The sequence below is a fragment of the Streptomyces sp. NPDC006265 genome (genome assembly GCF_040613555.1).
Lineage (GTDB): Bacteria > Actinomycetota > Actinomycetes > Streptomycetales > Streptomycetaceae > Streptomyces.
In genome coordinates this window covers 1-6685 of sequence record NZ_JBEXSH010000497.1, presented here as the reverse complement: position 1 = coordinate 6685, position 6685 = coordinate 1, and the positions used below count along the sequence as shown (strand labels likewise).

The 6685-nt window shown below is 72.1% G+C and carries 5 protein-coding genes and 1 pseudogene; 4 read left to right on the top strand and 2 right to left on the bottom strand.

Annotated features, from left to right (window positions below):
• Positions 1–76 precede the first annotated feature (76 nt).
• Positions 77–910 (bottom strand): putative hydro-lyase, encoded by an 834-nt coding sequence (locus ABZ281_RS31655; protein ID WP_356661062.1) that lies wholly within the window; start codon positions 908–910, stop codon positions 77–79.
• Positions 907–2208: an MFS transporter gene (locus tag ABZ281_RS31650; RefSeq protein WP_356661060.1), complete on the bottom strand. Its 1302-nt coding sequence runs from the start codon at positions 2206–2208 to the stop codon at positions 907–909. The genes ABZ281_RS31655 and ABZ281_RS31650 overlap by 4 nt, the downstream gene beginning before the upstream one ends.
• Before the next feature lie 172 nt (positions 2209–2380).
• Here ABZ281_RS31650 and ABZ281_RS31645 point away from each other — a divergent pair, with 172 nt between their 5' ends.
• The 4 genes and pseudogenes from ABZ281_RS31645 to ABZ281_RS31630 form a co-directional block, all read left to right on the top strand.
• On the top strand, positions 2381–3076 hold the full coding sequence (locus ABZ281_RS31645; RefSeq protein WP_356661058.1) for a GntR family transcriptional regulator: 696 nt from the start codon (positions 2381–2383) through the stop codon (positions 3074–3076).
• Between the two features lie 105 nt (positions 3077–3181).
• Positions 3182–4708 (top strand): hypothetical protein, encoded by a 1527-nt coding sequence (locus ABZ281_RS31640; RefSeq protein WP_356661056.1) that lies wholly within the window; start codon positions 3182–3184, stop codon positions 4706–4708.
• A gap of 31 nt (positions 4709–4739) precedes the next feature.
• On the top strand, positions 4740–5621 hold the full coding sequence (locus ABZ281_RS31635; RefSeq protein ID WP_356661054.1) for a hypothetical protein: 882 nt from the start codon (positions 4740–4742) through the stop codon (positions 5619–5621).
• Between the two features lie 35 nt (positions 5622–5656).
• Positions 5657–6685, top strand: a pseudogene (locus tag ABZ281_RS31630) (hypothetical protein); the annotation flags it as partial.

The following is a 6685-nucleotide window of genomic DNA, read 5'->3' as shown; positions in this document are numbered from 1 at the left end:
CGGTGAGCCGCCAGCGGCCGAAGCCCTCGCCGAGGTCGGCGTTCAGGTCGATCGAGGTCATGTGCCGTGTCTCCTGTCAGGCCACGCGGTACTGCTCGTCGCGGGCGTCGGTGAGGAACATCTGCCCCGGGGCGTGCGTGAGGGCGAACGGCGGACGCGAGGCCATCACGGCCGCCTGCGGGGTCACTCCGCAGGCCCAGAACACCGGGATGTCGTCCGGCTCGGCGGCCACCGGGTCCCCGAAGTCGGGGCGGCCGAGGTCGTCGATGCCGAGGCCCGAGGGATCGCCGCAGTGCACGGGGCTGCCGTGCACCGCCGGCATGAGGCTGCTCTCCCGGATCGCCGCCGCCAGCTGCCGGGGCGGCACCGGCCGCATGGACACCACGAGGGGCCCGTGCAGCCGCCCCGCCGGACGGCACCGCCGACTCGTCACGTACATCGGGACGTTGCGGCCCTGCTCGACGTGGCGGATCGGAACGCCCGCCTCGTCCAGCGCCCACTCGAAGGTGAAGCTGCACCCGATGAGGAACGACACCAGGTCGTCCCGCCAGTGGGCCCGCACGTCCGTCGGCTCGTCCACCAGCTCGCCGTCCCGCCACACCCGGTAGCGCGGCAGGTCGGTGCGCAGGTCCGCGCCCTCGGCCAGCACGGTCGTCCAGGAGCCGGCGTCCGTGACGTCGAGGACCGGGCAGGGCTTGGGATTGCGCTGGCAGAACAGCAGCATGTCGTAGGCCCAGTCGGCGGGCACCGAGATCAGGTTGACCTGGGTGTGGCCCGCCGCGACCCCGGCCGTGGGACCCGTCAGACCCTCCCGGAAGCGGGAGCGGGCCGTTCCGGGGCTCCACGCGTGCGCGTCATCGTCGACGAGGACCACCGGATGGTCCCCGACGCCGGTGCCCGTGCGGTTCACGCGAGCTCCTTCCCACGCGTCTCCGGCAGCCCGAGCAGGGCCAGGGCCGCGATGCCGTAGCCGATCGCGCCGAAGACCAGCGCGCCGCCGACACCCCAGCTGTCGGCCAGGAACCCGACCATCGTGGGGAACACGGCCCCCACCGCGCGGCCGGTGTTGTACGTGAAGCCCTGCCCCGTCCCGCGCACCGCCGTCGGGTACAGCTCGCTCAGGTAGGACCCGAAGCCGCTGAAGATCGCCGACATGCAGAACCCGAGCGGGAAACCGAGCATCAGGACCAGGGTGTTGGCGCCGCTCGGGATGTTCGCGTACGCCAGGATGCAGAGCGCCGACAGCAGCGCGAAGAGCCAGATGTTGCGGCGCCGGCCCAGCTTGTCGGTGAGGTAGCCGCCGGTCAGGTAGCCGATGAAGGCGCCCGATATGAGGAACGTCAGATAGCCGCCGGTGCCGACGACCGACAGGTCGCGCTCGGACTTCAGGTACGTCGGCACCCAGGTGGCCAGCGTGTAGTAGCCGCCCTGGACACCGGTGGAGAGCAGCCCCGCGAAGAGGGTGATCCGCAGCAGGCCGGGCTTGAAGATCGCCGTGAACGAGCCCTTCTCCGCGCTCTGTTCACGCGCCGCGGCCGCCTCGGGGGCGTCGTGCACACTGCGCCGCAGCCAGATGACGAGCAGCGCGGGCAGCGCCCCGGTCCAGAACATGATGCGCCAGGCCAGGTCGTCGCCGGCCACCGAGAAGACCAGCGTGTAGACGATCACGGCGAGGGCCCAGCCCACGGCCCACGAGCTCTGGATCGCGCCGAGCGTGCGCCCCCGGTGCTTGGCGCTCGCGTACTCGGCGACCAGGATCGCGCCGACCGCCCACTCGCCGCCGAAACCGAGGCCCTGGAGCGCGCGGAAGACCAGCAGCGTCTCGTAGTTGGGCGCGAAACCGCAGGCGACGGTGAACACCGCGTAGGTGATCACCGTGACCATCAGGGCCCGCACCCGGCCGACGCGGTCCGCCAGCACGCCCGCGAGGGCGCCGCCGACCGCGGAGACCACCAGCGTGACCGTGGTGAAGAGACCGGTCTGGCCGCTGTTCAGGCCGAAGTAGGCGGACAGCGCGACCATGCTCAGCGGCAGCGTGAAGTAGTCGTACGAGTCCAGGGCATAGCCGCCGAAGGCGCCGGTGAAGGCGCGGCGGCCGCGCGGGCCCAGGGCGCGCAACCAGCCGAACGCCCCGTCGTCCGAGGTGCGTTCGGTGGTCGCGGGGCGTGGGTCGTCGATCTGGGCCTGCGGTGGAGGGGTCGTGCTCATGGGCACCTCGCAGAGGGAGGACGGAGGGCGCTTCGGAGTGAGCCGTGCCGTACGGAGGCGGTCGGCGCCGCGGTGCGGAAAGCGACGCCGTGCGTAGCACCGTAGAGGATTGTTCAACGATCCCTCAATACCCATGTTGGTTCGTTCTTGTGATCTGCGATTGAATTCCGGCATGGCAGAGCAGCTGAAGGACCTCGCCGACGACCGGGCCCTCCTGGGACGCACCAGCACCGCGGAACGGGTCTCGGACATCCTCAGGAGCCGCATCGCCGAGGGCTACTTCCCGCCCGGGACCCGCCTGTCGGAGGACAGCATCGGCGGCGCGCTCGGCGTCTCCCGCAACACCCTGCGCGAGGCGTTCCGGCTGCTCACGCACGAGCGTCTGCTCGTCCACGAGCTCAACCGGGGCGTCTTCGTCCGGGTCCTGACCGTGGAGGACGTCGAGGACATCTACCGCACCCGGCGGCTCGTCGAGTGCGCCGTTGTCCGCGGTCTCGGTGAGCCGCCGTACGGCCTGGACGGGCTCGCCGGGGCGGTCGAGGAGGGGCGGACGGCGGCCCGGGAAGGTGACTGGAAAGCGGTGGGTACCGCGAACATCCACTTCCACCGGGAGCTGGTCGCTCTCGCCGCGAGCGAGCGCACCGCCGAGCTGATGCGGAGCGTCTTCGCCGAACTGCGGCTGGCCTTCCATGTGGTGGACGAGCCACAGCGACTGCACGAGCCGTACATCGCACGAAATGTCGAGATTCTTGAGGCTCTTCAGGGCGGGGACCGTGAGGAGTCCGAGCGTCTGCTCGCCGGGTACCTCGACGACTCGCTGGAGCGTGTGGTCGAGGTGTACCGGCGGCGGGTCGGTGACGACGGCTGAAAGGCGTCGGCTCAGGGGGTCGGCGAGGACGGCTGAGGGCTTCGGCTCAGGGGGCGTACCGCGTCGTTTGGGTTGTTGTCAGACCCAGGACCTAGTCTGTGCACCGTGACTTCGCCTGCATCGACGGACAGCGTTCCGCCCCAGCTCAGCGCGGGGCCGCGCCCCGCCCCGGGGCCGGCCGCCGACGAGGGCCTGGCGCGGCGCCTGCGCGCGCTCGCCTGCACCGCGCCGTTGCACGACCTGGACGCGCGCAAGGCCAATCTGGCCGGCGCGTACTCGGTGTACGGCATGGCGGAGGTCGCCCTCGCGGCCATCGACCTGGTCACCCTCAACATGGACTTCGACACGGGGGCGGACCACGACCAGATCGTCGCCCGGCTCATCCCGCGCATCGCCGCCCAGGCCCCGCAGCGGCCCGCCGCCGAGCACGAGCGGGTGGCCCGCTGGGTCCTGGAGAACCTGGTCAACGTCGGCAGCGTCGACCGCGGCTTCCGCGCGGTGTACGGCACGTTCGGCGCGGACGGCACCTATGTACGCCGCGACTACGACTTCAAGCTGATCGAGGAGGTCCCGGGCGCCGGCGGCACGGTCTACCTCCGCACGACGGACGAGGCGGTCAACGTCCTCGTGGGCGCCCTCGACACGGACGTCACCAGCGCGCAGATCGCCGCCGAGGTCAAGCTCGAGGTGCTGATCAGCCGCGGCCGGCTCGCCGACGCCCAGCTCGCGGCCGAACAGGCCCGCTACCGCACCGTGCAGTACTCGGAGACCCTGCGCCGCGCCCTGGACGCCACCCGGCGCAACGTGCGCGCGGTGGACTGGCTCTCCACCGTGCCCGACATGATCGCCGAGGCGCTGGAGCACGTCGCCGACCGCTACCGTCACGAGAACGCGATCCTCACCAACATCCGCAAGGCGCGGGACGAGTCCGAAGACCCCGAGCAGAAGCGTCGTGCCGCCGAGCTCGTCGACATCGTCAAGGACTGCATCCGCCGGCACACACAGTTGCAGTCCCGGCTGCTGGAGGCCGGACCGCTCTTCCGCGCCGAGCAGGACCGGCAGGCCTTCGCCACACCGATGACCACGTCGGGGATCGACCTCTACGGGCATCTCGTCTCGCCCGTCCTCCCGCTGCCGCTGGAGCAGGCCGTCCGCGTCACCGACGCCTTCTTCGGCCGCGGCACCGGGCTGCGCACGCCGGTGTCCGTCCGGGTCGGCGACCTGGTCGACATACTGCTGACGCCGCCGGTGGAGCGGGAGCACCTGGGTGCGGAGATGCCCGAGCCGGACCTGATCGCCACGCCGGACGACAGCCGGTTCAGCGAGGAGCAGATGGCGGCGGCACAGGAGCTCCTCGACCTGCCGGCGGACGCGCCGCGCCGGTTGTCGGGGCTGCTGGCACAGGCCAGGCGGCGGGACCCCGAGCTGCCGTACCTGGTGGCCCTGCTGGCGGTGCACGCCGCCAGTCCGCCGGTCGGCACGGCCTACCGCCAGGGCGAGCAGAAGCTGCTCTTCGCCGTGGACGACGGGACCGAGCTCGACGACCCGGAGTTCGGCGGGGCCGACCTGATCGTCGGTACCGCACTGCTGGACGCGGCGGGGATGGCGGCGGACCGGACGGAAGCAGCATGAGTCAGTACGAGTGGCACAAGGAGTCCCGACCGTGAGCGAGCATGTCGAGTGGAGCGAGCCGGACGGACCGGCGCCCGCGGCCGGCGCCGCCGTCACTCCCGCCGACGCCGCCGACGCGGCCCGGCTCGTGTCGTTCGGCCTGCAGCCCAAGCTGCAGCCCGCCCGTGACCAGGAGTACGCGGACCTGCTGCGGCGGTACCGCGAGGACCCGCCCTTCGCACGGCTCGCGGACGCCGTGGCGACCGGGCTCGGGCTGATCGTGCTGGAGGTGTCCCCCCGCGCGGGCATGGCCGTGACCGCCGCCGAGGACTCGGTGTTCGCCATCCGCATGGGCGACTACGCGCGTCGTACGTCCGCCGACGGCGGTGACCGGTTCCTGCACGGGCTCGCCCACCTCGCCGTCGCCGCCATGGCGTTCCCGCGCCCCGAGGACCTCGCCGACGACGGCTACATCGGCCGGGTCTCGGTCAACGGCGTCGACGCCTTCGTGCGCCAGGCCTGCCGCCGCCTGGAAGAGCGCGCCGACGAGCAGGGCGAGAACACCGACCCGGCGACCGACGCACCCGGCCTGGAGGCCGCCTGGCGGATCTGGGTGCGGCGCAGCGCGACCGGTGCCACCAAGGACGCTCGCCGCCTGGCCGGTTCGACCACCGGCATCGTCGCCAAGGCGGTCGCCTTCCTCACCGACTCCGGATTCCTGCAGCGCACAGGCGACGACCACGGCGGCACGTACCGCACGACCGCCCGCTACCAGCTCCAGGTCCGCGACATGGCCGGCAGCGCCGCCATGGCCGAGCTGCTGGAACTGGGCGTCGTCCCGGTCACCGACGGCACTCCGACGCTGCTGCCCGCCGAGGAGAGCGACGACCTGGAGCTGGTCGCCGACGCCGGGCTGCCGTTCCACTCCTCCTGAACTCCCCATCTCACGAAGACTTACGAGAGTCCGCCATGTACGAGCTGTCCCGGGTCCGCCTCTACTCGATCGGGCCCGCCGGTGCGCGCTACGCCGACACCGTGCTTGACCTGCGGGGGGTGGGCGAGATCGTGCCCGACCCCGCGCCCACGCAGGCGGAGTTCTTCGAGGAGGAGCCGGTCGGCCCGCCGCGCCGGCCCGCGCCCGCGGGTGTGCTCTTCCTCGAGAACGGCGGCGGCAAGTCGGTGCTGCTCAAGCTGATCTTCTCCGTGATGCTGCCGGGCCACCGCAACACCCTCGGCGGCGCCAGTTCCGGCGTGCTGCGCAAGTTCCTCCTCGCCGACGACTGCGGGCACGTGGCGCTGGAGTGGCAGCACGTGCTGACCGGCGAGTGCGTCGTCGTCGGCAAGGTCAGCGAGTGGCGCGGACGGCAAGTCTCCAACGACCCGCGGAAGTTCGCCGAGGCCTGGTACTCCTTCCGGCCCGGGCCCGGACTGAGTCTGGACGGTCTCCCGGTCGCGGAGTCCACCGCAGTACGGGCCCCGGTCGAGGGCCAGTCCAGTGCGCGCGGGCGGCGCCGCACCATGAAGGGCTTCCGCGACGCCCTCACCGAGGCGGGCAAGAACTACCCGCACCTCGAAGTGCACTGGGAGGAGACCCACGACCGCTGGATCGAGCACCTCGGCGACCTCGGCCTCGACCCCGAACTCTTCCGCTACCAGCGCGAGATGAACGCCGACGAGGGCGAGGCAGCCGGTCTCTTCGCAGTGAAGAAGGACGCCGACTTCACCGACCTGCTGCTGCGTGCCGTCACCGACACCCGCGACACCGACGGGCTCGCCGACCTGGTCAGCGGCTTCGGCAACAAGCTGGGCCGGCGCGCCGAACTGATCGCCGAGCGCGACTTCACCGCCGGGTCCGTCGACCTCCTCGGGCGGATCGTCGAGGCCGCCGAGGCCCGCTCCCGCGCGCGTGACATCCACGCCGGAGCCGAGCGCCGTACCCGGACCCTGGCCCGCAGGCTGACCGCGCGCGGCGTGCAGGAGCGGGTCCGGGCCGCCGAC